Source organism: Microbacterium sp. PA5 (assembly GCF_049860775.1).
In the GTDB taxonomy this organism is placed as follows: Bacteria; Actinomycetota; Actinomycetes; order Actinomycetales; family Microbacteriaceae; genus Microbacterium.
Genome location: NZ_CP187567.1, coordinates 920648 through 946778 on the forward strand (window position 1 = coordinate 920648; position 26131 = coordinate 946778).

Annotated in this window: 21 protein-coding genes and 1 tRNA gene; 13 read left to right on the forward strand and 9 right to left on the reverse strand. The window is 67.3% G+C overall.

Going from position 1 to position 26131, the window contains the following annotated elements; translation table 11 throughout:
- Nucleotides 1–29: 29 nt before the first annotated feature.
- Nucleotides 30–1274, reverse strand: coding sequence for a relaxase domain-containing protein (locus ACPWUT_RS04180; RefSeq protein WP_425840955.1), 1245 nt, complete (start codon nt 1272–1274; stop codon nt 30–32).
- 424 nt (nt 1275–1698) lie between these two features.
- On the opposite strand from ACPWUT_RS04180, the gene ACPWUT_RS04185 reads away from it, so the two are divergent.
- Nucleotides 1699–2202, forward strand: a complete 504-nt coding sequence (locus ACPWUT_RS04185) for a hypothetical protein (protein WP_425840958.1) — start codon at nt 1699–1701, stop codon at nt 2200–2202.
- A 477-nt stretch (nt 2203–2679) separates the two neighbouring features.
- Here ACPWUT_RS04185 and ACPWUT_RS04190 read toward each other — a convergent pair whose 3' ends face one another.
- Nucleotides 2680–3774, reverse strand: coding sequence for a helix-turn-helix domain-containing protein (locus ACPWUT_RS04190; RefSeq protein WP_425840961.1), 1095 nt, complete (start codon nt 3772–3774; stop codon nt 2680–2682).
- Nucleotides 3775–4634: 860 nt separating this feature from the next.
- A complete protein-coding gene (locus tag ACPWUT_RS04195) occupies nt 4635–5651 on the reverse strand; it encodes a hypothetical protein (RefSeq protein ID WP_425840964.1) in 1017 nt (338 codons plus the stop codon).
- A gap of 198 nt (nt 5652–5849) precedes the next feature.
- Here ACPWUT_RS04195 and ACPWUT_RS04200 point away from each other — a divergent pair, with 198 nt between their 5' ends.
- On the forward strand, nt 5850–6167 hold the full coding sequence (locus tag ACPWUT_RS04200) for a hypothetical protein (protein WP_425840967.1): 318 nt from the start codon (nt 5850–5852) through the stop codon (nt 6165–6167).
- Between the two features lie 63 nt (nt 6168–6230).
- Here the strand turns inward: ACPWUT_RS04200 and ACPWUT_RS04205 are convergent, their stop codons facing one another.
- Nucleotides 6231–7856, reverse strand: coding sequence for an exonuclease domain-containing protein (locus tag ACPWUT_RS04205; RefSeq protein ID WP_425840970.1), 1626 nt, complete (start codon nt 7854–7856; stop codon nt 6231–6233).
- Nucleotides 7857–8228: 372 nt separating this feature from the next.
- Between ACPWUT_RS04205 and ACPWUT_RS04210 the strand changes: the two genes are divergently transcribed.
- Together ACPWUT_RS04210 and ACPWUT_RS04215 are read left to right on the forward strand one after the other, a co-directional pair.
- Nucleotides 8229–9758 carry an McrB family protein gene (locus ACPWUT_RS04210; protein ID WP_425840973.1) on the forward strand — a complete coding sequence of 510 codons (1530 nt, stop codon included), beginning with the start codon at nt 8229–8231 and terminating at the stop codon, nt 9756–9758.
- The gene (locus ACPWUT_RS04215; RefSeq protein ID WP_425840976.1) at nt 9755–10993 is read left to right on the forward strand and encodes a 5-methylcytosine restriction system specificity protein McrC; all 1239 of its coding nucleotides are present in this window, start codon (nt 9755–9757) and stop codon (nt 10991–10993) included. Before ACPWUT_RS04210 ends, ACPWUT_RS04215 begins: the two co-directional genes overlap by 4 nt.
- A gap of 27 nt (nt 10994–11020) precedes the next feature.
- Here the strand turns inward: ACPWUT_RS04215 and ACPWUT_RS04220 are convergent, their stop codons facing one another.
- From ACPWUT_RS04220 to ACPWUT_RS04230, 3 genes are all read right to left on the reverse strand, one after another.
- A complete protein-coding gene (locus ACPWUT_RS04220) occupies nt 11021–12781 on the reverse strand; it encodes a DNA/RNA helicase domain-containing protein (protein ID WP_425840979.1) in 1761 nt (586 codons plus the stop codon).
- Nucleotides 12768–13088, reverse strand: a complete 321-nt coding sequence (locus ACPWUT_RS04225; RefSeq protein WP_425840982.1) for a nucleotide pyrophosphohydrolase — start codon at nt 13086–13088, stop codon at nt 12768–12770. The genes ACPWUT_RS04220 and ACPWUT_RS04225 overlap by 14 nt, the downstream gene beginning before the upstream one ends.
- 107 nt (nt 13089–13195) lie before the next feature.
- Nucleotides 13196–13804 carry a hypothetical protein gene (locus ACPWUT_RS04230; protein ID WP_425840985.1) on the reverse strand — a complete coding sequence of 203 codons (609 nt, stop codon included), beginning with the start codon at nt 13802–13804 and terminating at the stop codon, nt 13196–13198.
- A 508-nt stretch (nt 13805–14312) separates the two neighbouring features.
- Between ACPWUT_RS04230 and ACPWUT_RS04235 the strand changes: the two genes are divergently transcribed.
- A complete protein-coding gene (locus ACPWUT_RS04235) occupies nt 14313–14495 on the forward strand; it encodes a hypothetical protein (protein ID WP_425840987.1) in 183 nt (60 codons plus the stop codon).
- A 20-nt stretch (nt 14496–14515) separates the two neighbouring features.
- Here the strand turns inward: ACPWUT_RS04235 and ACPWUT_RS04240 are convergent.
- Together ACPWUT_RS04240 and ACPWUT_RS04245 are read right to left on the reverse strand one after the other, a co-directional pair.
- Nucleotides 14516–14588: transfer RNA gene (locus tag ACPWUT_RS04240), tRNA-Arg, on the reverse strand.
- A 16-nt stretch (nt 14589–14604) separates the two neighbouring features.
- The gene (locus ACPWUT_RS04245) at nt 14605–15408 is read right to left on the reverse strand and encodes an SGNH/GDSL hydrolase family protein (protein ID WP_425840989.1); all 804 of its coding nucleotides are present in this window, start codon (nt 15406–15408) and stop codon (nt 14605–14607) included.
- A gap of 102 nt (nt 15409–15510) precedes the next feature.
- Here ACPWUT_RS04245 and ACPWUT_RS04250 point away from each other — a divergent pair, with 102 nt between their 5' ends.
- From ACPWUT_RS04250 to rho, 8 genes are all read left to right on the forward strand, one after another.
- Nucleotides 15511–16356, forward strand: a complete 846-nt coding sequence (locus ACPWUT_RS04250; protein ID WP_425840992.1) for a transglutaminase-like domain-containing protein — start codon at nt 15511–15513, stop codon at nt 16354–16356.
- Between the two features lie 127 nt (nt 16357–16483).
- Complete coding sequence (gene argS, locus ACPWUT_RS04255; RefSeq protein WP_425840995.1) at nt 16484–18148, forward strand: arginine--tRNA ligase; 1665 nt, start codon at nt 16484–16486, stop codon at nt 18146–18148.
- An 11-nt stretch (nt 18149–18159) separates the two neighbouring features.
- Entirely contained in the window at nt 18160–18996 is an 837-nt protein-coding gene (locus ACPWUT_RS04260) for a DUF2993 domain-containing protein (protein ID WP_425840998.1), read from the forward strand.
- A gap of 151 nt (nt 18997–19147) precedes the next feature.
- A complete protein-coding gene (lysA, locus tag ACPWUT_RS04265; RefSeq protein WP_425841001.1) occupies nt 19148–20608 on the forward strand; it encodes a diaminopimelate decarboxylase in 1461 nt (486 codons plus the stop codon).
- Complete coding sequence (locus ACPWUT_RS04270) at nt 20605–21963, forward strand: homoserine dehydrogenase (RefSeq protein ID WP_425841004.1); 1359 nt, start codon at nt 20605–20607, stop codon at nt 21961–21963. Before lysA ends, ACPWUT_RS04270 begins: the two co-directional genes overlap by 4 nt.
- Nucleotides 21964–21965: 2 nt before the next feature.
- Nucleotides 21966–23045, forward strand: a complete 1080-nt coding sequence (gene thrC, locus ACPWUT_RS04275; protein WP_284528060.1) for a threonine synthase — start codon at nt 21966–21968, stop codon at nt 23043–23045.
- Nucleotides 23042–23980, forward strand: a complete 939-nt coding sequence (gene thrB, locus ACPWUT_RS04280) for a homoserine kinase (RefSeq protein WP_284528061.1) — start codon at nt 23042–23044, stop codon at nt 23978–23980. The genes thrC and thrB overlap by 4 nt, the downstream gene beginning before the upstream one ends.
- Nucleotides 23981–24138: 158 nt before the next feature.
- Entirely contained in the window at nt 24139–26121 is a 1983-nt protein-coding gene (rho, locus tag ACPWUT_RS04285; protein WP_425841009.1) for a transcription termination factor Rho, read from the forward strand.
- The last annotated feature ends 10 nt before the right edge of the window (nt 26122–26131 follow it).

Genomic DNA, 26131 nt, shown 5'->3' on the forward strand with positions numbered 1-26131 from the left:
GCGTACGGTCTCGGTCGCTATGAACGCCTTTAGTGCGCCGGCGGATCATTCGCAAGGAGCCGGTAGACGGCACCGGTCGCGCGCTCTGTGATCTCGGCAATCGCGCCATCGAGACGGTCGCGCTCCGCCACGACGCTCGTGCGGGAGAGTGCGCGAATCACGCCTGCCCGAATGTCGAAGATGCTGAACCTCCCACCGCATGAGGTGGACCGTTCGTCGGCGTCGACGATCGCCTGTGCAGCGAGCAGGTCCAAGTCCAGGGCATGCAGGTCTGTTGCGGCAACTGGAATGGGGGCGCGCGGGCGCGTCAGACACGGATCGATCGTTGCGAGCTCGTGACGGACCTGGGCCTCCCAAGACGCCTCGTCGAGATCGGCCGGTTTGTTCGGACGCGACACCGCCCACGCGCGTCGGTCGATCTGCTGCAGCACCTCCACGCTCGGAGTCGATCCTCCATGCGCTGCCGACCACTCCGCGATCAGGCGCGCGCGGTTGCCCTCGATTTGCGCCGACCGACGCGAGACGGGTCGGACGGCGCCGGCAAGTTCGGCGATCTCTCCGGCGTCGTTGAGCCTGTAACCGTGTCGGGCGAGCGCGGCGATCCAGCCGGGATCGGTACGGGCGGCGAGCTCGCCCTCGGCGTTGACGACGGTGTGCAGTTTCATCGCGACGCGCGAGTCGAGGTTCGACCACTTGCCGCCCGCGCCGAGCACCTTGCTGTTCAGCCAGAGGTGACGGTGGATGTGCGGGTCGAGCGCGCGCGAGCGCCGATGCTGCAGCTCGACGACCTCGATACGGGTGAGCTCCTCGCGGATGAGCCCGCCGTGCCCGCGTCGCGCGTTGAGCTCCGTCTGCCACGTGAGCAGGACTCGTTCTCGCAGACGGTCTTGCAATGCCTCGAACTCGATCGCGGATTCCGGATGCAGAAGCGCGGCGGTGCTGTAGGACTTCGGGTGGTTGAGCGTTCCGTCGAGAAGGAGGTCGGCATCGGGGCTCAGCCGCTGCTGGCCGCGCGCTTCCCCAGTGACCGGGTCGTGACCGGTGAGCCAGACACGAAGGCCGCCGGCGGTGACCTCGTCGGAGGAGATCACGCCGTTCGCCACGATGAATCGCGACACGGTCGAATTGGAGGCGGCGCCATACGCTTCGAGCGCGTCAACACTGGGGGAGTGGTGCAGATGAGCGTCGCAGACCCCCTCGAGCGCGTAGGCGATCGCCTGTCGAACCCCTCGGGAATCGACGCCCCGCTTCCACCGCTCGAGCCCGCCTTGCACGCCGCCAGAATATGGTGTGTTTCGCCCCTTATCCAGGGATTTTCCTGAGGTGCAGGTGCGTGTAGGGGAGTGCTGCTAAAGGGTGTCGAACACCTGCGGTGCCTGCGTGCATTGCTGCGGTTATGGCGGGCTACTTCTCTCTGCTTCAGTTCGCTGTGGTCTTCAGCTCGGCTCTGGCTCGGTTGGTCCTCGTCCGTGTGCGATTGATTTGTCCGGTTCGTCGCATCTTCCATTGGCGGAAGGTCGCCCGGTCATGGCGCCGTCATCCGGAACAACAACGGGCGGGTTTTCGATGCGGCAAGCGCGGTGTGGCCCAGCAGGTGAGAACGGAACCAGACACAGGGTTAATTACCCCGGCTGGGTCGCTGATAGTCGGATCTCGCAAGTCTGAGAGCAACCGCATCGTGCCGCCATAATCGGGTGCATGGACTGGATGATGTTCGGCACCGTGCTCGCCGGCCTAGCCGCCCTCGCCACCGTCATCATCACGATTACCAACCAGGTCAGCGCATCCGTTCGCTACGACCTTTGGGTGAAGGTGCTCAACAATTCGCGTAACGAGCATCAGACGGAGGTCGCCGCGGACCGCGTGGACTACTATTTCGTCGAACTCGCAGTTGCCGAGCTCACGCGAAGGCAGCGTGCCCGGCTCGCCGTGGGTGGCTTCGGCATCGCGACGATCGGATTCCTCGCGGTCGGGGTCGGTAACGCCGTGGCAAGAATCGACGATGCCGTCGCCTTCTGGATTGGCTGGGTAGTGATCGGAATCGGCGCTGCGACGTACGTGGCAGGCCTCGCGATTGCGGCGGTTGGCCCCGACCGCGTTCGCGACGAACAACGTGCGAAGACCACTGAAGCGTCCGCGGCCGCCGCGCTGAGACGGCTCCGACCGGTTCCGTGGTGGCGGGTCCGCCGGAAGCCTAGGTGATCGCGCCGCTTGCCTGCACCGACCGATGGCTGTCGAAACCGCCGCCCGGTCGACACGTCTCCCGCGCGGTGGGCGGTTCGATTCGGCAGGCTGAATTGGTGGGGTCGCGGGTCTTCGAACCCGGGACCCCACCCCCTCAGGACCGACTCGCTACCGACCATCCGGTCGGAGCGGGGCGTCTGTCCCTGAGGCCGCACTCGCGGGCGTGCTCAACGACGGTCGGAATCTCGACAACCACCGGAACTTGTGACAAGAAGGTGTCCCGCCATTCGACCGTTCGTGGGGCTGGAATCATTACGATCGTCCGCAGGTTGTCGGCACTCTCGCATCGCTCGCACATTGGCTCACGCATGATCTGCTCCATCATCTCTTGGTCTCGCAGACCAGCCCCGCGGCTACCTTGAGCCTGTGACATGCGCACTCCCAAGCGACCGGCATCCGCGCCTAAGTGAGAGCCCGCGAGCCGCCAACTACGGCTCACACTGCTGAGTCGCTTGCGGGCAATTCGCCACGCTGGATGAGCGCCCTCCCTGTCGCAATCCATGCATGAATCATCGAGGCCTTGAGCGGCTCCGAACCGTCATCCCGGCGCTGCACAATGCTTATGAACTCCCCCTTGGCCTTGCCATCGACAAATGCACCCGAGACGAGGTAGGGCTTGTTGTAGTCGGGCTGCGGCGGAACCTCGACCAGCACGGTCATACCCGAGCCGTCCTGCATGGGGATCGCTGATATCACCAGGCCTTCTGGAAATGGGTAAACGTGCTGGTCGATGAGCTTTCGGTATCGCTCGGGCACGGTGAGGTCGAGCGGGACCGGTTTCACTCGGGCGACGACTTCAACCCCATCCACCACAGCGGTTTCCAGACCAACGACCAAGATCCCTCCGTCGCCGTTACAAAAGCGCGCGACCGCTTGACCAAGCGAGACTTTGCCCGCCAACTTCTCGAGATCGTAGTGCGTCGTCTTCGCGTCGAAGAGCATCCCCTCACGCTGACCAACGAGCGCCTCAACTCGCCCAGAGCGCACCATCAGTGCCGTGCTGGTGACCGTGAGTTGGCCACCACGGGATGCATCGAGCAGACCCAGGACGTCCTCCGCTCCTGACAACAGGACGCCAAGGTCGACGTCGCGCTTGCGATGCTCGAGCCAAAGGAATCCGAACGCCGAGATGGGTTGGAACTCGATAACGCTGAGCGAGTGATGGGCTAACACGTGCGCTAGGAAATCAGCCAGTTCCGCATCCTCGTCTTCGCCATCCCAAACCCAGTCCGGTACGCGAAACGTCACCCGAGTCCGCAGCTCGCCGTTGCTCATGGCAAACACGACATCAGTCGCGGGTGACTCGATCTCGTCGTAAGCCGTCTCCGAATCGTCGGTCACAAATACCTCCGGAGGGTCGGCGAGCTCCGCAAGCGTTGCCTCAAGGTCGGAAGCGATGCAGCCGCGCAGGTCCGCTCGCCTGACAATCAAGCCTCCGTATCGGTTCGAGTCATATGGAACCCCACCGAACATGAACAGCCCCGGTTCGGCGGTGTCTGAGAACCGAACAGTCGGGAGTCCTTCACTCATCACGCCAGACTAGAGCTCCGGTGAGTGGCCCCTCGTCTGCGCGCTTTGAAACACCACCCTGCGGGAGCCCGGTCGACCGGCAGAATGCACGCACGATGTGCAACCGGCGTGCGGTCCGCAGGTTCTCGGCTAGATCGAACGCGGCCAATAGGATTCGTCGAGTGGACCCGACAATCTTGATCAACTTCGGCCTCCTGATCGTCACAGGGTTTGCCGCCGTCGCGACATTCATCCAGGCGCGCACGGCGCAGTCGGCTCAGACAGAAGCCGCGGAGGAACGAACTAAGGCTGAAGCGGCAGCCAAGCGAGCCGGCGATGCCGCGGCCGCCTCGGCTGCTGCCGAACAGCGAGCTGCGGATGCGCTGGAGCGACAAGTTCAACTGATGGAGGACCAGCTCAGCCGAGCGCAGTCGCTCGAGGTCGAGGAAGTCAGTCGCAGGACCTTTCGGGTGAAGAACGTCTCCGGGATCACCATGTTGGAAACGGGCCTCGTGTCCGACCTCCTCCGGTTCGCGCTGACCGGCCCCTGGGTGCCCCCGCAGAGCTCAGGAACGGGCAGAGCTTTGACATCTATCTGGCAGACGACGCGAATGGTGTCACACAAACGTTCACGATGTGCTGGAACACACCCGTCGGCAGCCATGACTCAGAGTCGTTCACGATCAAGAGCTACTTCGACGTGCCTCGAGCGCGTTGAACACGCGGAGGGGTACGGCGCCGCAACCCGATCCGGTGGCACGTGGGCGGAAGCGGACCCACCATCGGTCGGGTTCGCGCAGGCTGCGCGTTGTTACGTTCAGGGAGTAGCGACTCGCGAGGACCGGTTTACGCATCGACGGGTCGAAGCATGGCGTCCCGACTCAGTAGGCGGTATGTTCGTCGTCCCTCGATCGCTCTACCCAGGCTGCGTCGAGCGCGCGACTGAGATCGTCAAGAGACCGCGCCCCTGAATCCGTAGCGAGCTCGGCGATGCTGCTCTTCAGCGCCACCTCAACTCGCCCCCATGCCTGAAGATGCTCTCCGCGCGATCGAAGCGTCTCGCTCATCATGGTGCCGTACCGCCCCAGATCTTCTGCCAGCAGACGAAGTTCGGAACGCCGCGGGAAGTGTGCGTCGGTCGCCGCTCGAGCCTGCTGTGCGGTGTCGTGGAGTAGCGCAAGAACCTTCAGCACAGGATCTTCGATCGGTCGTTCTGACAGCGGCCGACTGAGTTCGCGCTTGTCGCTGAGGCGCCGCCACCCTTCCTTGACCGCGCGGATCAACCCAGCTCCCGCGATCGAAGCTCCCGCACCAACGAGTGGCTCGACCGCAACTGCCGTTTGTGCGACGATCGCCGGGGCCGCGATGGCCGAGGCTGCCCCGTACGCGAGCTCGGTACCTACCTCCGCCCAGAGGGGCAACTCGCCAGAGCTCGCGCCAGAGGAATGCAGATCGAGTCGCTCCACCATTACGCGGATGAGGCGCTGCAGACTGCTACGGGCCCCAAGCACTTCCTGTCTGAATTGCTCTCGCGTCTTGAACTCGGGAGCATCCAGCGCGGTCCGGACATTCTTCGCGAGACTCGCGGCCAGCTCGTCGGGGTTCGGCGGAGGAGGAAAGCTGTAGCCGCCCGCGACGAGAAGTTCGTACCAGGGTGCGATACCGAGCTTTCCCAGCGCCGTCCTCTCCGCCGCCGCTCGAAATGGATCCGCCTGCGAAAGAACACGCCAGAGCAGGACGTCCTCTGCCAGGCGATCCAAGTCATGGAGCAGCGCGCGCAGTCGCGCGCGGAGCTCGCCGTCGATCAGTCCTTCTGCGGATGCGACTCGAACAGGATCCGCCTGCCGGATCAGCCGCACGCCATCGCGCTGGAGTCGGTATCTGTCAACTTCGTTCATCGATAACCTTCGCCGGTGAGGGTTGACGCATGTGCAACTCAGCGATGTCTAGATTACTCAGCGTCTCGTATCTCTCGCACAGCCCGTCGACGGGCCGGCACTCGTGCGACCAACTAAAGGACAATCTTGTATCGGTCATTGGGCCGTTACGGTCGAGGGGTGGGATCGGTTCGAAAAACAAAGTGGCGCCGCGGTATCGTGATCGCCGCGATCGTTGTCGCCGCCATCGCCATCGTGATCGCCGTGATGTCGTGGCTAACGGGTGATGTTCGCGGGTGGCAGTTCATGGCTCTCATGGCCACGGTCGTCGGGGTGATACTCCTGCTATTCGCCGACCTAACAACCCACTGGCGGCGGGATCCACAGGTTGAGGCTGCGCTACCCCCTCAAGGAGAGCGATCGCAGCTCAAAGAACAGCGCGGTGACCACGACAGGGACGGCAACCTGCGCTCGCTGGGGCACTCGCTGTTGCTCTTCGGCGCCGCGGCCGTGGTCGGGTTGTTCCTCAGGAGTTAGCTCGCTCCGGCTAGCGAGTCGCTTGGAAGAGTGACACGGTTTGGTGCATCAAGGAACACCGGCTTACGAACCTGCGGGCTCCTTCTGCGCATCGAGCAGCGCAAGCTCGTAGGCCTGAACCAGTTCCGTCGAGAGCCTGCCGCGAACTCCGACGGCGTATCCGTTCTCGATGCCCCACGCGCGGATCGCGCCGGGAGAGGTGGTCGTTTGGACGGTGACGGGCGTGCTCCCAACGCCGGCGGTCGTGGTTGCTACTGCGGCGCGACTCGGCTTGGATGCCGCGACCGCGGCCGGTTGAAGGTGCTTGAGGAGGATGGCGTACGTCTCGGGGTCAACAATGCGGGTCCCCAGTTCCTGTGCTCGCGCGAGCTTGCCCCCTGCGAAGGAGCCGTCAGTCACGAGCATCGCGGTCAGGCCGGAGACAGTTCCGAGCACGCGGACCCCGAGCTCCTGGGTTCGCCCTTCCAGCCGGGTTCGTTCACGCTCTCGGCCGTCGAAGCCGGTGAATACGACCTTGTCACCGACGCGTAGCGGCTCGCCGAGTGCCCAATCGGCAGGAAGCGGGCCGAGTTCCGCGCTCAACCGTGCTGCGCGGGCCGCGTCTGCCTCGGCGATCAACTTCGGAACGAGCTCGCCCGACAGCCGCAGCGACGATGCGATGGACTCCAGTTCGGTCCGCTCGTCACGGGAGACATGACCGTCGTCGAGCGCCTTGTGCGCGAGGGCGAGCACGAGGGCCTGATGTCCGGCAGCGACATCGGCGTCACTAAGTTCGTAGACCTCAACGAGGTCCTGCAGAGCTGCGGCTTCATCTTCGGAGATGACGCCATCCTCGAGCGCGTCGAGGAGCGTTTCGATGTACGTCAATGATCCGATGGGCGCCCCCTCGTCAAGCACTTCGACGAGGCTGAGTTTCGACAGTTGCGTGATGAGCGCCGGTTGCTTCGGATTCGCGTCGGTGACCCTGATGGGACGCGACCGCGCCGGGGTCGGGTCGTCCGGCAGGGATGCGAGCGGGGACCGGCTCGGTCCTGCTGGCCACACCACGCCTCGTGCGTCAGTTTGCACCGAGACGAGTGCCGGGTGCGGACGCACTCGACCCTGCGCCTGCAGGTAGTGGCGAAGAAGGCCGGCGGTCGCACGAGCATCACCGAGGGCCGAGTGCGCATCGTTCAGCGGGACGCGAGCGCTCCAGCAGCAGTCGACCAGACGACGGCGGTCCAGATCAGGCATGTAGTGGTGGCTGCCGTCGAGCGTGCAGTACGCCGGCAGCCACGGAACGTCCCAGCCGGCGCGGCGGAACTCCGCGCGCAGGAACGCAAGATCGAATCGTGCGTTGTGCGCGGCGATGGGCAGCCCCGCTATGTAGGGCACGACCGAAGCGGCGACATCGCGGAAAAGGGGCGCGTTCGCCACATCGGCCTGCGTGATGCCGTGGATGTGTGTTGCGCCGACAGGCCCCTCGGGGTTGAACCGGGTTGACCACTCGTCGACGACGTTGCCGCCTTGATCCACTCGGACGACCGCGAGCTCTAGCACGCGGTCCTTCTTCGGGGATAGGCCTGTCGTCTCCACGTCGATGATGGCGAAGTAGGGCGGGCGCGAAAGCGGAGGCGGCGGGGCCACCCGCGGCGCCGCCGTCTTCTTCTTCGCGTTACCGCCGCCAAACAACCAATCGAGCCAGCCCATGCTTCTCCCCATGTCCCTGCGCTGCCGATTGGGGAGCGCACTCGACCCATCATGCTGCGGCGGGCCGACCTCGCATGTACGTGTGCGATGACACACGGGCATGTCGTCGAGTGAGCAACGGGTTCACATGCCGTGACGCACCTCGTCCGCGCTTTGGCCAGCGGGTACCGGGGTGACTCCTCCTCGACTAGTCGAGGCGTCCGAGCCGCCAATACTCGCTGCGGGGGATTGCATCCGCTCAGTACAGCGAAGCGACCGCGTCGATCGCAGTGTCGGACGATCGGCAAGCGCGGATTCGGATCCGTATTCTCGTTGCGCGCGGGCCCGGGATGGCGCTGCCCGCCGGATTCGCCCCTGCAATAGGTTGGCGAGATGACAGACGAACTCCAAAGCCTCCCGCGTGGCCTTGGCGAATTGATCCAGGGAGTGCTCGAGCTCCAAGTCCACTTCACCCCTCTGGCTTCGCCCGCGATGTCGCGCCGTCGCGAACTGATCAACGCAATCGCAGCTGAGTTCGCCTCACTTCTCGCCTCGTCGGATGATCATGTGTCGCAGGTGAAGGGAAGCAACGGTGCCGGCAACAATGCAAAGGTGCCCTGGGTGCGCGTCTTCGACCCTGCTCAATCGCCCCGACCAACGCTCGGCTGGTACGTCGTGCTCCTGTTCGCCGCGGACGGATCTGCGGCCTATCTGTCGCTCAACCAGGGCGTTACCAAGCTGGATGCGGGTGGCATCGAAGTGAACGTTTCAGATGGATGGGGCCGAGTATCCGAATCGCCGGCCTCGAGGACTCCGTTGATGGACGAAGCAACTCGCGATGTCGACCTCCGCGACCCGGGTCTCGGCGCCCAATACGCTCGCGGCAACCTGCTGGCCTTCAGATACAGCCGAGACGGCATCCCGAGTGACGGGGACATCAAACGGCACCTTCGCTGGCTGTCAGAACTCTTGACGATTCTTCCGACTACCGACGCACTTCCCAGTCAGAATCGCACTCCGGCGGAGCCGGCAGTCCGCGAGGCTCCGGCGTTCCAAGACGCGGGGGAGGCGGAACTCAGGACGATCCGAAACGCGATCCACTGGTCTGAGGACAAGATCCTGAACACGGTTGAGAGCCTCTTGGACGCAAGTCCGCAGATCGTATTGGCGGGGCCTCCAGGTACGGGCAAGACCTTCGTTGCTCGCCACCTTGCTGCCTACCTTCTCGGGCAAGCGGGGTACGTCGACAACAATCCGCAGATCGAAGTCGTACAGTTCCATCCGACGTATGGGTATGAGGAGTTCGTAGAGGGTCTCCGCCCAACGATTGGCTCCACCGGCGCGTTCGAGTTCGCCCCAGTTGCCGGGACGATCGTCCAACTGGCCGACGCCATCGCAGAGGACGGCCAGCCGCGCGTGCTGATCATCGACGAAATGAATCGGGCGAATCTTCCCCGCGTCTTCGGCGAGCTTTACTACCTGCTTGAATACCGCGAGCAGGAAGTCCGACTCATGTACCGGAATAGGTTCGCGTTGCCGGAGCAGCTGTTCATCATCGGAACCATGAACACCGCGGACCGGAGTATCCGGAGCGTCGACTTCGCGCTACGAAGGCGCTTCGACTTCTTCGATGTCACCCCATCATCGGAGATTTTGAAGGCGCACTACTCCGAGGACGGCCATGTGAATGAGCTCGGACCGTCCCTGTACTCCGGATTCGATGCCCTGAATGACGCAGTCTTCGCACTCATGGGTGACCGCCACCACGGCATCGGCCACAGTTACTTCATGCTGGATCGAATGAGTCGGGCCACTCTGCGGGCAGTGTGGGAACGACAGGTGCAGCCGCTACTGGAGGACTACGTCGGCGGCAACGTCGCGAGTCTTGATGGCCTAAGCGTTGAGGGCCTCTTCGGCGAATGAAGACACTCCGCCTCATGGAGGCGCGAACAGCCACACATGTCCTCACCGGCGACCAAGCGGGGCGGCTGGCTCTCCTCGGCAAGAAGCTCGCGGGGGAGCGGCGGTGGTGGGGAAGCAACGGCGCGCACAGCGACGATTCCCGATCCGTCTTCCGGCTGACCAAACTCTTCGGGGGCAGCTGGCGCATCGAAGTCGGCAACGTAGTTGGTGTCGTCGGACTTCCGGACCTGACGATCATCGTCGAACCGAAGATTGGCATGCAACACTTCATGCACCTGCTCGCCCGGTCAAACGGCATGCCTCGCGTCGACTCGTCAATGACGTCGCTCGAGGCCGCTGCAGGTCTTCAGCGACTCGTAATCGAGTGGTTCGTTGGAGCGCTCGACACGCTATTCCGTCGGGGTCTTGTGAGGGACTACGTGCATTCGTCGGAACGGCTTCCGCACGTGCGGGGCCATGTCAACTTGGTGTCAACATCCCGCCAGTGGCTGCAGGGACGTGTTCTCGTGGACTGCGAGTTCGACGACTTCACCGAAGCCACACCGTTCAACCAGTACCTGGCAGCGGCTGTTTCCCGGTCGATTCGCTCCCCGGCGGTTGACGACCGCCTTCGGATGAGGCTGGCCTACTTTGCACGCGAGCTTCCCCCTGCGTCCCGTGAAGCGCGGGACGACGTTGATCTCAACCGACTCCCCGCGCGCTATCACCATTACCAGACAGCTCTAAAGTACGCGTCCGACATTCTTGCCGGGGTCGGCCGCTCCCTCGAGTCCGGCGACTACGCCTCTGGGACGGTCCTCTTCAACTCCGCAGCCGTTGCCGAGGATGCGATCCGCCAGGTGCTCGCCGACGCACTCGCCCCGATGCGCGTCGTCAAGACCGGTGGACGTCACCTGCTCCCCGCGTTTGTGTCGGTGAATCCAGACCTCGAGATTGGGCCACCTCCATTCACGGGGGACGTCAAGTACAAGATTGGTGATCGAAGCTGGAACCGCCAGGATCTCGCCCAAGCCGTCCTGTTCGCCGCGGCTTACAAGAGTCCACACGCGTTTATCGCGGACTTCGCTCAAATGGAGGTACTTCACCCTTCGCTAAAGGTTGGCGACATCCACGTTTCACGTCTCCGTTGGGCAATTGGCGAAGGAACTAATCCCGAAGACTCTGAACGTCGCTTCGCAGAGTCTGCTCGCAAGCACATGGAGGGGGGCGCGACTAAGGTCTTCGCCACCGCCTGAGAGGAGAAGCCCAGCATCAGCTTTGTTTCAGAGAGCTTGCTCGAAACCGACGCTCGCGATCGTCTGGCGCACGTACTCGCGTAGATCTGGATCGCACACGTAGACGTAAGTTCCCAAGATTCCTCGCGTGAGCAGCACGCCATAGATGTTCTGAATCAGTGTCAGGAGATCCCGGTCAGTCGTCTCCCTTCCCAGCTTCGCGAGGTTCTCCTTGCCCTTCTTGTCGCGGTAGGCGTCGCGGTCGACCAAAACCTGTCGGGTGGGCTCGTCGTAACGGAGGTCGCCGCCGATGATCACGCCGGCGTAGTTGAGGTCGTAACCCTGCACCGTGTGAATCGAGCCGACCTCGTCGATCGATCCCGGGGAGTTGATCCAATCCTTGTCCGTGCGATTCCAGACGAACCCAGTTCCCTCCAGTTCGAAGTCGAAGCCGGGTCCGTCGCCGCGGGTCTTCCAGTCCCAGGCGTAGCCCGCCACGAGTCGGGCGAGCCCCACCTCGCGGTTGCGGTCGCGGATGGCCTGCTGCATTTCCGTGACGCTCTCGAAGAACCGCAGGTCGTATTCACCGAAGTCTGGGCGGTCGCCCCTGCGAAGTTCACCCCGAAGCAACTGGCGGACGAATCCCACGTAGTCTGCGTCCGCCCTTACCCGCATCTGTCTCGCCAACGGAAACCACCGATGCACTCGCTTGGCGTCAGTGATCTCAGCGGCAAGAACCTCGCTCGGGAGGTCTGCCGGCCGCACACCTTGCTGCTCGTCGATGAGCAGGATCTGGTGCGTACTCTGCGCTCGGATCCAATCGAGCTGCGTCTTACTGAGGTCGTCAGATCCGAAGAGCCGTTCGTTGATGTCGGTGAAGTCGCGGTTGCGCATGCCCGAGGATTGGTTCGCGCGGCGATTGAGCCGGTGCGTCTCGTCGACGATAAGCAGGTCGAACGGCATAGACGACTTGCCGACATCGAACGGGTTCAAGACGAGGTCCTCACTCACCTTCGGCGTCTTCTTGAACACCTTCTTGATCGATTCTCGAAGCGACTGCTGGGGTACGACCAGGCCGACGCGAACGCTCTTCAGTAGCTCTCGGTTCTCGGGGACGAAGAACTCAGAGAAGAGGGAGTCTTGCTCGATCTCATCGGTGTCTTCGTAGTCGCGAATGTCCGCCAGCAGCTTCATCAGGAAGATTGCCACGATCGTCTTGCCCGTACCCGGATCGCCCTGAATGACACTGGTCGATCGCGTGCCTGTCGCGAGGTCGGCGAGGAGTGCCTCCACGATCTGCTCAACCGCGATGGCCTGCTCCCGTGTGAGGACTTTGAAGGGTGAGAGCTTGAACAGGTCGCTGTTCTCGATCTCAGGGATGCTGCGCTGAAAGATCCCGTCCGCGCGCAGCTGCTCGAAGATGTCCCGGAAGCTCTCGCGGTACTGGTCGCGCTCGTAGTACCGCGCATCGATGATGCCCTCGTTCCCGTTGAGCACTGTGTAGTGCCCGTCGCCGGCGAGCCAGCGGATGAGGTGCGACTCGAGGTCGAGACACGCCGACTTGTTGAACGTCCCGTCTATGACGACACGGACGCGGCGGAATCCTGCTTTCGAGGGGTTTTGAAGGTGCTGACGGATTCGTGACACAGCACTGACCGTCTCGCCCACGTAGACAGATGGCGCATCTGGCGACCCGCCGCTGTCGAGAACGTAGACGACGGGCCAGTTCGTCCGCCGTTCATCGCCGGACGCCCATGTGGAGATCGCGGGCGTAGTGAAGTCGAGCCGCTCGATCTCAAAGGGCGTCATACTTCGTGCTCCGCCCTCGCGATCGATCCGCGGGGTACTTCGAACTAGTAACCGCGAGTTTCTGCAGGACGATCTCGTCTAGGTCGACACCCAGCCGCTCGGCGAGAAGCGTGCAGTAGGTGACGACGTCGGCGAGCTCGTCGCGTACGCGCACCTCGTCTCCGTCGTCGCTCCACTGGAAGCACTCGAGGAGTTCGCCGGCCTCGATGGAGATGCTCTTCGCGAGGTTGGCCGGCGTATGGAACTGAGCCCAGTCACGCTCGCGCACGAAGTCGGACAGCGCCTCACGGACTTGCTCACTTGTCACGTTTGCGACGCTATCGCAGAGCTGGCCCGAGGTCGCCCTTTGAACGCATCGGGATGCGCTTGACTTCGTGCTTTCTCCTCGCTGGCACCAGAGAGCACGGGGCTCTCTCAGCGCTGCACGAGATTCGCGTTGCGCCCATGTGCCGTCAGGACGGCCGCGGCGAGCTCCGTGATGCCGACGGCTTCGGTCAGCCCACTGACTCTCGCCAGGCTGAGGCTGTCGACGTTCAGCGCGACGAGTTGCGCCTGCGGCAGGACGAAGAACGACCATGCCGAGACATCGAGTGGGTCGTAGGCGGCATGTTCTAGGACGGTGTGCGCCGCGAGCACGTACACGTCCGCCTTGTAGCTCTTCTCGGGCGACATCCCGGCCTCGATATCACCCCATGAGTGGGCACGTAGACCGGTGAATCGAATCTGCGACAGCTGACGCTGCGCCCACACCTGAAGGTGAGCTGACGCCTTCACCTCGATCTTGATGCCGTCCCACAGCACGTCGTAGTCATCCCATTCGGTGCGCAGCGCGTTCACGCCGAGCGCCCGGGCCACCATAAACTCCGCCAGGTACCCACGCGTGTTGTTCACGCGCAGGTCTGACATCGCGAAACGCCAGAAATCCTGGACCGTAGCGTTCATCCCAACGAACTTCTCGTCACCACGCAGCGGAGCGATGGGTGGCGCGGGTACCCACGGGGACGGCTCGGGAAGCGTGCTCATGAAAGGACGTTACAGCGCGGCACTGTTCGAGGCTGATCCCGCTACGCCCCGATCAGCGCAGCCTGTGGCGGAAGAACAGCACTCCGCCGGACAAGTGCCGACGCCGAGACCAGATGGGATCGCGGCGCCACCGTTCCTCAGCGTGTGCTTCGAGGAGCAACTCGTGATCCCGGCAGTCGCGCGGGTCGCAGGAGTCGACCATGACCACCCTCCCGCCGACGACCAGCTCGCGGACGATGAACGGGCGGCGGGCGATCGGGTCGTACCCGTCGCGGCGACGGCGAAGGTGAGGCATAGCCTGTCCTGACGTGACCTCTGCTCGCAAGCGAGTACATCAGGCTACCGCGTCCGGGGAGTCTCATGGGCGTTGGCGGTGATGGCCGATACCGTCGGAGCGACCCCACCGATCAGCATCAAAGGAGTTCCATGGACGTTATCGCGTGGATCATCAGCGGAGCCGCGCTCGTCGTCGGCGTCGTCGCTCTCATCACGGCCCTTCAGGCACACCGTGGCCAGCACTGACAACCCGTACGCGGCGGAGTTGCGAGACATCGACGCGACGATCGCGCGGCTCCTTCGCCGTCGCGACGAGCTCATCCGGCTGGCTGCGGCAGCAAACGTGCAGCCCACGGTGATTGCCCGTGACGCGGGACTCAGCCGCGCTCATACCTACCGGATCATCAACGGATAGGCCTGGCGACTGAAGAGAAGTGCCCCCGACAGGAATCGAACCTGCGACCTTTGGTACCGGAAACCAACGCTCTATCCCCTGAGCTACGGAGGCGCACTGATCGAGGTTATCACCGAGAGATGGCCTCTACCGCCGCGGCCAGCCGCTCGGCGAGGTAGCGATGACCCGCGGTCGACGGGTGGTACCGGCCGACCTCGCTCGTGTCGATGACGTCGAGGTAGTCGGCGTCCGTGATCCACTCCTCGGCGAGGGGGGAGATGTACCACCAGCTGCGGGCGGCGGCGAGGCGCGAGAGCTCGGCGTCGACGGCGATGGTCGATTCCTCGACGGGGAGGATGTGGGGCGCGGGCCCGAGGATCACGATGCGCGCCGACGGATACAGCGCCGCGAGTGCGTCCCACGCCGCGACGACGGCGTCGCGGTAGCCCTCGGGGTAGAGCTTGCGGTCGTTGATCGACCCCTGCACGATCACGAGGTCGGGGTCGAGCTCGGGGTTCGGTGCCGGGTCGAGCCGGTCGATGCGCTGCCCGAAGGTGAGGCCGTTCTTCCCTTCACGGAGGTATCCGCTGCCCTGGATGCCGTCGACGACGGTGGTCCAGCCGGCGATGTCCGCGACGACGTAGGCGTAGCCCTCTCCGGGCGCGGCGGCTTCTCCCCAGGTCCAGGAGTCGCCGAAGATCAGCACGCGCGGGTTCTCGGGCAGCTCGAGGAGCTCCGGGGGAGTGACGGCGACGACCTCTTCGGCACCGGCGGCGATGCTCGCGGCGGGCTGCGCCCAGGGGCGCCAGAGCGCGAGGACGGCGATCGCGATCACGAGCACCGCGAGTGCGGCGACAGCCCATGCCGGCGGCCGTACCGCGCGCACGCGCGACCGGCTGTCGGCCCTCTCCGTGGCCAGCTCCCTCGCCCCCATGCCGAGAGGATATGTCACGAATCCCACAGGCGGAAACGGTTTCGTACGACCGCGTCCTGTGGGGGTGATCCAGCACCCTCGCGGGCATGCGAGGATATCCCGGTGCATCGCATCGTGACCGCCGAACTCGACCTGGATCTGGGGTCGCCCGTCGACCTCATCTTCCAGATCGCGGCGGCCCAGCCCGCGCCCGTCGTGCGCGAAGAGCTGACGTTCGCGCAGGGCGACCGCGTGTACACGCCGACCGAGATCATCGATCAGTCCGGGAGCCGGCTGCACCGCCTGCAGGGCGAGGCGGGCCTGCTCCAGGTGCGGTACGAGGCGCTCATCGACGGACAGGTCTCGCAGCGCGCGACGAGCGACCTCGAGGCGATCACGTACCTGCGTCCGAGCCGCTACTGCCAGTCCGACGAGGTGTTCTCGCAGGCGCGTCGCCAGTTCCGCGGCCTGCAGGGTGAGGAGCTCATCACGGCGGTGAGCGAGTTCGTCGCGACGTCGACGACCTACACCCCGGGACTCAGCCAGGGCACCGACTCCGCCGTGACGACGCTCATGACCGGGCAGGGCGTCTGCCGCGACTACGCACACGTCGTGATCGCGCTCCTGCGGGCCATGGACATGCCCGCCCGCTATGCCGCCTGCTACGCGCCGGGCCTTCGCCCCATGGACTTCCACGCGGTCGCCGAGGCGTACCACGACGGCACCTGGTACGTCATCGACGCGACGCGGCTCGCCAACCGCCGTTCGCTCGTGCGGATCGCGACGGGACGGGATGCCGCCGACTGCGCGTTCCTCAGCTACCACGGTGGCCACGTGGGCCTGCAGCGCATGCGGGTCGACGCGGTCGTGGTGCCGGATGACACCTCCGACGTCGAGGCGATCGACGCGGCGGCCGCGGCATCGGACCCGGCGCTCGACGACTTCGGCGCGCTGGTGCAGCTGGCCTGAGCCCGTTTCGTCTCGTCGCTGCGCTCCTCGCTCAACGACCGGAGGTCCGGCCCCGGGAGCCCGTTTCGTCTCGTCGCTGCGCTCCTCGCTCAACGACCGGAAGCGGCGACCGTAGAATCGGAAGGCCATGAATCCTGAAGCCCTGTCTGAAGCCCTGCTCGCCGTCGTCACCCCTCTCGCAGAGGCGCGACGCCCCGGCTCGAGCGAGGGGCTCACGGTGCAGGACTTCGTCCTCGAGCGCCCGAAGAACCGCGACCACGGCGACTGGGCATCGAACGCCGCCCTCAAGCTCAGCAAGGTCGTCGGCGCGAACCCGCGCGAGTTCGCGGCCGAGATCGCCACGGCGCTCGCCGCCACCGACGGCGTCGCGAGCGTCGAGGTCGCGGGGCCCGGCTTCATCAACATCCGCCTCGACGCGGCCGCCGCCGGCGCCCTCGCCAAGACGATCGTCGACGCCGGCGCGGACTTCGGCACGAACGACAGCCGCAGCGACGAGGTCATCAACCTCGAGTTCGTGAGCGCCAACCCGACGGGCCCGATCCACCTCGGCGGCACCCGCTGGGCGGCCGTCGGCGACTCGCTCGCCCGCATCCTGTCGTCGCAGGGCGCGCAGGTCACCCGCGAGTACTACTTCAACGACCACGGCGCGCAGATCGACCGTTTCGCGCGCAGCCTCGTCGCCGCCCACGAAGGGCTCCCAACCCCCGAGGACGGCTACGGCGGCGGCTACATCACCGACATCGCGCAGCGCGTCGTCGAGGCCTACGACGGCGACATCGACGCCCTCGACCCCGCCGCCAAGCAGGAGGCGTTCCGCTCCGTCGGCGTCGGCCTCATGTTCGACGAGATCAAGGCGTCGCTCCACGAGTTCGGCGTCGACTTCGACGTGTACTTCCACGAGAACGACCTGCACGATTCCGGTGCGGTCGACCGCGCCGTCGCACGCCTGCGGGAGCTCGGCCACATCTACGAGGCCGACGGCGCCACCTGGCTGCGCTCCACGGACTTCGGCGACGACAAGGACCGCGTCGTCATCAAGAGCGACGGCCAGCCCGCCTACATCTCCGGCGACCTCGCCTACTACCTCGACAAGCGGGAGCGCGGCTTCAACCGCTGCATCATCATGCTGGGCGCCGACCACCACGGCTACGTCCAGCGCCTCATGGCGATGACGGCCGCGTTCGGCGACGAGCCGTACGTGAACCTCCAGATCCTCATCGGCCAGATGGTCAACCTCGTCAAGGAGGGGCAGCCGGTCCGCATGTCCAAGCGCGCGGGCACCGTCGTCACGATGGAGGACCTCGTCGAGATCGTCGGCGTCGACGCCGCCCGGTACTCGCTGACGCGCAGCTCGGCCGACTCGAACCTCGACATCGACCTCGACGTGCTGCAGAAGCGGACGAACGACAACCCGGTCTTCTACGTGCAGTACGCCCACGCGCGCACCCACAACGTCGCCCGCAACGCCGCGTCGGTCGGCGTCACCCGCGACGCGTTCGCGCCCGAGCTGCTGAACCACGAGACCGAGTCGGCGCTCCTGGGCGCGCTCCAGGAGTTCCCGCGCGTGGTCGCCTTCGCGGCCGAGGTGCGGGAGCCGCACCGGGTCGCTCGCTACCTCGAGGAACTCGCCGGCCTCTACCACCGCTGGTACGACAACTGCCGGGTCACCCCGCTCGGCGACGAGGAGGTCACCGACCTCCACCGCACGCGCCTGTGGCTGAACGATGCCACAGGCCAGGTGCTCCGCAACGGCCTGCACCTGCTCGGGGTCTCCGCTCCCGAGCGCATGTGACGGATGCCGCGATGAGCGCCGACGATCAGCCCACCCAGCCGCTGCCCGACCCGCGGGCGCAGTGGGTGCTGTCGAGCCCGGCCGAGCCGCCGCGTCGCAAGCGCCGGCGCTGGCCGTGGCTCGTCTCCCTCGTCATCGTCGTCGCGCTGGCCATCGGAGCCTGGTTCGCGGGCGACGCGATCGCGCGGAGCATCGTCGAGCAGACCATCCGCCAGCAGACGATCACGCAGCTGTCGCTGCCGGCCGACCAGCAGGTCGACGTCCAGGTCGACGGCCCCGTGCTGCTCGGGCTCATCGTCGGGAGCCTCGGCGAGGTGCGTGTGGCATCCGACGACGTGCCGCTCGGCCGCCTCACCGCCGACATCTCGGTGCTGGCCCAGGACGTCCCCATCCACGGAGCGGGCGACTGGAGCGGCGCCTACGCGACCGCGACGATCGACGAGACCCAGCTGCAGACGCTGCTCGCGACGCTCGAGGACTTCCCGGCCGACACGGTCGAGATCGACGCGCCCGACGTCGCCGTGACGTTCGAGCTCAACGCGCTGGTCACCACCGTGCCCGTGGGGGTCGCGCTGACCCCGCGGGCCGAGAACGGCGAGCTCGTCCTGTCGCCGACCTCGCTGCGCATCGCCGACGCCGAGATCTCCGCCGAATCGATCGTGCAGCAGTTCGGCGCCCTCGCCTCCACCGTCGTGCGCGACTGGGACGTCTGCATCGCACAGTACCTGCCTGCCGCGCTCACCCTCACGGACGTGCAGGTCGACCCGGCGGCGGTCGTCGTCGACTTCGAGATCGACAGCTCGATCCTGCGCGACGCCTCGGCCCGCGAGAACGGCACCTGCGCCTGAGGGCGCACCTCCGCCACGGGCCGCGCTTCCCGCAGTCACACGGACGGGAGCGCCCGGCACGGTGCCCTAGACTTTCAGCACCGCATCTCAGGACTGTCCCGGCGTGATCATCCCGCCGACAGCCGCCATCCCCACCCGATTGGTGCCCTCCGTGTCCGCCTCCGAGAACCGTGCGCCCGTGCCGGACTGGCTCGCCGTGCCGGACGACGCGAACGCCCTCGCCACCGAGGTGTGGCCCACGTCGGCCTCCCGCGACGCGCACGGCGCGCTGAGCATCGGCGGCGTCGGCGTCGCCGAGCTGCGCGAGCGCTTCGGCACGCCGCTCTACGTGCTCGACGAGCTCGAGGTCCGCGCCCGGGCCCGCGCCGTCCGCACCGCCTTCGAGACCGCGACCGCCCGCCACGGCGTGCACGCCCGCGTCTACTACGCCGGCAAGGCGTTCCTGTCCACCGAGGTCGTCCGCTGGGTCACCGGCGAGGGACTCGCCGTCGACGTCGCGACCGGGGGAGAGCTCGCCATCGCGCTCGCCGCGGGAGCTGACCCGGCGCGCATCGGCCTCCACGGCAACAACAAGTCGGTCGCCGAGCTCGAGCAGGCCGTCGAGGTGGGCGTCGGCTCCGTCATCGTCGACAGCCTGATCGAGGTGGAGCGGCTCGCCGCCATCGCCGAGCGCCGCGGCGCCCGGCAGGCCGTGCTCGTGCGCGTCAACAGCGGCGTCCACGCCGAGACCCACGACTTCCTCGCGACCGCGCACGAGGACCAGAAGTTCGGCTTCGCGCTCGGCCACGCCCCGGCCGTCGTCGCCCGCATCCGCGAGCTGCCGTCGCTGGCGTTCATCGGACTCCACTGCCACATCGGCTCGCAGATCTTCGGCACCGCGGGTTTTGCGGAGTCGGCCGCGCGGCTCGTCGACCTCCACGCCGAGCTGCTCGCCGGCGGCGACGTCCCCGTGCTGAACCTCGGCGGCGGCTTCGGCATCGCCTACACGTCGGTCGACGACCCGACGCCGATCGACGAGCTCGCGACGGGCATCGTCGACGCGGTCGCCCGCGAGTGCGACGTCCGCGGCATCCCGATGCCGAACCTCGCCTTCGAGCCGGGGCGCTCCGTCGTCGGCCGCGCCGGCGTGACGCTGTACGAGGTCGGCACGGTGAAGCCGGTGCAGGTGAGCGACGACCTCACCCGTCTGTACGTCAGCGTCGACGGCGGCATGAGCGACAACGCCCGCCCCGCGCTCTACGGCGCGCAGTACTCGGCCCGCATCGCCTCGCGCACCTCCGACGCGGCAGCCGCCCTGGCACGCGTCGTCGGCCGCCACTGCGAATCCGGCGACATCGTCGTCGACGCCGAGTACCTCCCGGGCGACGTCACCCCGGGCGACCTCCTCGCCGTTCCCGCGACCGGCGCCTACTGCTACTCGCTGTCGAGCAACTACAACGCCGTCCCGCGCCCTCCCGTGGTCGCCGTCGGCGACGGCCGGGCCCGCGTCATCGTGCGGGGCGAGTCGATCGCCGACATCCTGGCGCGCGACGTGGGCGCCGACCCGACCGACCGCACAGACCCCACAGACCGCATAGACCCCACAGACCCGATCAACGAGGGGAACGAATGACCGAGGACCGCCGACTCCGCGTCGCACTCCTGGGAGCCGGCTCGGTCGGCTCGCAGGTCGCGGCGCTCCTGCTGGAGCACTCCGCCGAACTGGCCGACCGCGCCGGAGCCCAGCTCGAACTCGTCGGCATCGCCGTGCGCGACCTCGACGCCCCCCGCGACACCGACCTGCCGCGCGAGCTGCTCACCACCGACGCCGAGCCCCTGATCGTCGGCAGCGACATCGTCATCGAGCTCATGGGCGGCATCGAGCCGGCGCGCACCGCGCTCCTGCAGGCCCTCAACGCCGGCGCCGACGTCGTCACCGGCAACAAGGCGCTCCTCGCGACCCACGGGCCCGAGCTGTTCGAGGCCGCCGACCAGGTGGGCGCCTCGGTCCACTACGAGGCGGCCGTCGCCGGCGCGATCCCGATCGTCCGGCCGCTGCGCGACTCGCTCGCCGGCGACCGCGTGCGCCGCATCCTGGCGATCGTCAACGGCACGACCAACTACATCCTCGACCGCATGGACGGCGAGGGCGCGGACTACGCCGACGTCCTGGCCGACGCGCAGCGTCTCGGCTACGCGGAGGCCGACCCGACCGCCGACGTCGAGGGCTTCGACGCCGCGCAGAAGGCGGCCATCCTCGCCTCGCTCGCCTTCCACACGACCGTCCCGCTCGAAGCCGTCCACCGCGAGGGCATCTCGACCATCGACGCCCAGATGATGGACGCCGCGCGCGCCGCCGGCTACGTCGTCAAGCTGCTGGCGGTCTGCGAGCGGCTCGACGACGAGGGCGGCGAGGCCATCTCGGTGCGCGTGCACCCGGCCCTCGTCCGCCGCGACCACCCGCTCGCGAGCGTGCACGGCGCCAACAACGCCGTGTTCGTCCAGGCCGAGGCTGCGGGAGACCTCATGTTCTACGGCGCCGGCGCCGGGGGCATCCAGACCGCCTCGGCCGTGCTCGGCGACGTGGTCTCGGCTGCGCGCCGCCACATCGCCGGCGGCGTCGGGGTGGGCGAGTCCACCCGCGCCAATCTGCCGATCGCGCCGATCGGACGGGCGGTGACCCGCTACCAGATCACCCTCGAGGTCGACGACCGCCCGGGCGTGCTCGCGACCATCGCCGGGATCCTCGCCGACGGCCGCGTCTCGATCGCCACCGTCGAGCAGACCATCATCGAGCGGCAGAGCATCATCGACGCGGGCGCCGATGCGGCGGCCGCGGCGCAGACCACGGGTGCGGAGGGCCGGGCGCGCCTGGTCATCGGCACCCACAAGGCACAGGAGCAGGACCTGGCCGAGACGGTGGACCGTCTCGGGTCGAGCGACGTCGTCGAACGCGTCGTCTCGGTCCTGCGCGTGGAAGGAGACTGAACATGGCACATGTCTGGCGCGGAGTCCTGCGCGAGTACGCCGATCGGCTGGGCGTCACCGACGCCTCGACGGTCGTGACGCTGGGGGAGGGCGGCACGCCGCTCATCCCGGCGCCGTCGCTGTCGAAGATCACGGGCGCCGACGTGCACATCAAGTTCGAGGGCATGAACCCCACGGGCTCCTTCAAGGACCGGGGCATGACCGTCGCCCTCTCGCGCGCGGTCGAGCACGGCGCGAAGGCCGTCATCTGCGCCTCGACCGGCAACACGTCGGCCTCCGCCGCCGCGTACGCGGCGCACGCCGGCATCACCGCCGCGGTGCTCGTGCCCGAGGGCAAGATCGCCATGGGCAAGCTCAGCCAGGCGGTCATCCACAACGGCCAGCTGATCCAGATCCGCGGCAACTTCGACGACTGCCTCGAGATCGCGCGCGAGCTCGCCGAGCACTACCCCGTCCACCTCGTGAACTCGGTCAACCCCGACCGCATCGAGGGGCAGAAGACGGCGGCGTACGAGGTCGTCAGCCAGCTGGGCGACGCCCCCGACTTCCACTTCATCCCCGTCGGCAACGCCGGCAACTACACGGCGTACTCCCGCGGCTACCGCGAGGAGGCCGAGCGCGGCGTCTCCACCCGCGTGCCGCGCATGTTCGGGTTCCAGGCCGAGGGCTCCGCCCCGCTCGTGCGCGGCGAGGTCGTCCGCAACCCCGAGACGATCGCCTCCGCGATCCGCATCGGCAACCCGGCCTCGTGGGAGCTCGCCCTCGAGGCGCGCGACGCCACCGACGGCTGGTTCGGCGCCATCGACGACGACCGCATCCTCGCGGCGCAGAAGCTCCTCGCCGGCACGGTCGGCGTGTTCGTCGAGCCGGCATCGGCGATCAGCGTCGCGGGCCTCCTCGACCGCGCCGAGGCGGGCGTCATCCCCGCCGGCTCGCGCGTCGTGCTCACGGTCACGGGGCACGGCCTGAAGGACCCGCAGTGGGCCCTGCGCCAGCCGGACGGCACCGAGATCACCCCGACGGTCGTCGATGCGGCGACCAGTGAGGTCGCCTCGGTCCTCGGACTGGCCCCGACGGCATGACCCGGACGCCTGAGTCGGTCGCGGTGCGGGTGCCTGCCACCAGCGCCAACCTCGGTCCCGGCTTCGACACGCTCGGCCTGGCGCTGAGCGTCTACGACGAGCTCACCGTCACCGCCCTTCCCGCCGGCCGGCTGGAGATCGTCGTGTCGGGAGAGGGCGCCGACGACGTGCCCACCGACGCGTCGCACCTCGTGGTGCGCGCCATCGCCTACGCGTTCGAGGCCGTGGGACGCCCCATGCCGGGCCTCCACCTCTCGGCGCGGAACACGATCCCGCACGGGCGGGGGATGGGCTCCTCGGGCGCGGCGGTGGTGGCGGGTCTGCTCGCCGCCAAGGGCCTGCTGGCGGGCGACGTCGACCTCGGCCCCGAGATGCTGCTGCGCCTGGCCACCGAGATGGAGGGCCACCCCGACAACGTGGCGCCGGCCCTCTTCGGCGGCCTGACGATCGCCTGGATGGACGAGAACGGCCCGCAGCACAAGAAGCTCCTCGTGCACCGGGGCGTCTCGCCGCTCGTGTTCGTCCCGGACTTCACGATGTCCACCAGCGTCGCCCGCGGCCTCGCGCCGCTGCAGGTGCCGCGTGAGGATGCCGTGTTCAACGTGTCGCGCTCGGCGCTTCTCATCGCGGCGCTCACGCAGAGTCCGGAACTGCTCATGGCGGCCACCGAGGACAAGCTCCACCAGTCCTACCGCGCCGAGGCGATGCCGGCGACCGACCAGCTCGTGCGGCGCCTCCGCGCCGCCGGGTTCGCGGCCGTCGTGTCGGGTGCGGGACCGAGCGTGCTCGTGCTCGCCGACGGCCCCGGGCGCCGTCTCGAGGCCGTCGAGGTCGCCGCCGCGGAGGACACTCCGTGGGAGCCGCTCCTGCTCGCCGTCGACGTCAAGGGTGGTACAGTGAGGGACTATACGGAGGGTTCCACGAGCTACTCGTGAATCTGGCCTCCGTCGCAAATCTGCGAACCACCGTGTTACCCCCCGCTTCGGCGATCGCCGTCCCTCGAGGACGCGGACGCGCTGTGGGGTGGGATGGCGCCTGCTGTGGACGGGCCCGGGACACGGTCAGTCATATCCATACGTAAAAGGGAGAACTCGTGGAGTCCATCTCCGAGATCCAGACCGACGACGCCGCGCGCGAAGACGCAGCCGTGGACGTCCCCACCGAGTCGGCCACCGCCGACCAGACCACCCCGGCCGCCGAGCCGGTCGCGGAGGAGACTCCGGCCGAGGAGCAGCCCGCCGAGGAGGCCCCTGCCGAGGAGGCTCCCGCCGCCGAGGCACCCGCCGAGGAGGCCCCCGCTGCCGCCGAGAAGCCGGCGAAGGCCCCGCGCAAGCGCGCTCCGCGCCGCGCCAAGAGCACCGACGTCGCCGAGACCCCGGCAGAGTCGCCCGCCGCCGAGACCCCTGCCGCCGAGGCCGACGCCGAGGCCGCCGCCGCGGCGAGCGGCGAGTCGACCGCCGTCGAGGCGCCCGCTGACGCCCCGGCCGAGGAGACCCCGGCCGAGGAGACTTCGACCGAGGCTGCTGCCGACGAGACGCCCGCCACGGACGCAGCCGCCGAGGACGCTCCCGCCACCGAGGGCGACCAGTCCGCCGAGGGCGACGCGTCGTCCGAGACGGGCGCCGGCGACGGCGAGGGCGCGTCCGAGACGCCCAGCCGCAGCCGCAGTCGCTCGCGCAGCCGCAGCCGCAACCGCAACAAGAGCGGCGAGAGCGGTCAGGGCGGTCAGAACGGCCAGGGCAACGGCCAGGCCGCGCAGAACGCCGCCCCCGAAGCCGCTCCGGCCGCCGACGCCGACGACGACGCGTCGCAGGGCCAGGGCCGCGGCCGTCAGCGCAACAAGCGCCGCACCGCGCAGACCGGTGACGAGTTCGAGACCGAGATCGGCGAGGACGACGTCCTGATCCCGATCGCCGGCATCCTCGACGTCCTCGACAACTACGCGTTCGTCCGCACCACCGGCTACCTGCCCGGCACGAGCGACGTCTACGTCTCGCTCGGCCAGGTCAAGAAGTACAACCTCCGCAAGGGCGACGCCGTCGTCGGCGCGATCAAGCAGCCCCGCGAGGGCGAGCAGTCGAGCCGCCAGAAGTACAACGCGCTCGTCAAGGTCGACGCCGTCAACGGCCTCTCGGTCGACGACGCCGCGAACCGCGTCGAGTTCGGCAAGCTCACCCCGCTCTACCCGCAGGAGCGCCTGCGCCTCGAGACGGCGCCGGAGAAGCTGACCCAGCGCATCATCGACCTCGTCGCCCCCATCGGCAAGGGCCAGCGCGGCCTCATCGTCGCGCCCCCGAAGGCGGGCAAGACGATCGTCCTGCAGCAGATCGCGAACGCGATCGCGACGAACAACCCCGAGGTCCACCTCATGGTCGTCCTCGTCGACGAGCGTCCCGAAGAGGTCACCGACATGCAGCGGACGGTCAAGGGCGAGGTCATCGCCTCGACCTTCGACCGCCCCGCCGAGGACCACACCACGGTCGCCGAGCTCGCCATCGAGCGCGCCAAGCGTCTCGTGGAGCTCGGTCGCGACGTCGTCGTGCTGCTCGACTCGATCACCCGTCTCGGCCGCGCCTACAACATCTCGGCGCCGACCTCGGGTCGCGTGCTCACCGGTGGCGTCGACGCGTCGGCGCTCTACCCGCCCAAGCGCTTCTTCGGCGCCGCCCGCAACATCGAGAACGGCGGATCGCTCACGATCCTCGCGACCGCGCTCGTGGAGACCGGCTCCAAGATGGACGAGGTCATCTTCGAGGAGTTCAAGGGCACCGGCAACAGCGAGCTGCGCCTGAACCGCTCGCTGGCCGACAAGCGGATCTTCCCGGCGGTCGACGTCAACGCGTCCTCCACCCGCCGCGAGGAGATGCTGCTGTCCTCCGACGAGGTCAAGATCACGTGGAAGCTGCGTCGTGCGCTCGCGGGCCTCGACCCGCAGCAGGCCCTCGAAGTCGTGCTGGGCAAGCTCAAGGAGACCCAGTCCAACGTCGAGTTCCTCGTGCAGATGCAGAAGTCGATCCCGACCCCGACCGGTCACGCCGGCGGCCACAGCCACGGGCACGAGAACAGCATCCGCTGACCCGGACGGG